This is a genomic window from Streptomyces sp. SP17BM10 (assembly GCF_036322405.1).
Lineage (GTDB): Bacteria > Actinomycetota > Actinomycetes > Streptomycetales > Streptomycetaceae > Kitasatospora.
In genome coordinates this window covers 1-426 of sequence record NZ_JAQYXB010000346.1, presented here as the reverse complement: position 1 = coordinate 426, position 426 = coordinate 1, and the positions used below count along the sequence as shown (strand labels likewise).

The following is a 426-nucleotide window of genomic DNA, read 5'->3' as shown; positions in this document are numbered from 1 at the left end:
GTGTCCGCCAGCGCGGTGTAGTAGTCGATGGAGCCGTCGGGGCGGCGGTAGAGCATGGCGAGGTCGGTGCGGCCGTCGCCGTTGAAGTCCCCGGCGACGAGCTTCATCGCGTTCCGGTCCCAGTGGCCCTCGGCCGGCACCGTGTACCCGGCGGTGAAGTCGCCCAGCAGCCCGTCGGTAGCGGCCGCCGAGGTGTAGAAGCCGATCCGGCCGTCGGCGTGGTAGTACGTCATGATGACGTCCTCGCGCCCGTCGCCGTCGGTGTCGCCGGCGAACAGCTGGATCGCGTTCCAGTCCCAGTTGCCGCTGGCGGGGGTGGACTTGGGGGAGGACTTGAACGCGCCGATGTGCCCGCTCGTGTCCGCCAGCGCGGTGTAGTAGTCGATGGAGCCGTCGGGGCGGCGGTAGAGCATGGCGAGGTCGGTG

Annotated in this window: 1 protein-coding gene; it reads right to left on the bottom strand. The window is 70.2% G+C overall.

Going from position 1 to position 426, the window contains the following annotated elements; translation table 11 throughout:
• The coding region (locus tag PUR71_RS02720) for an FG-GAP repeat domain-containing protein (RefSeq protein ID WP_329924678.1) at nucleotides 1–426 on the bottom strand (426 nt) is incomplete at both ends.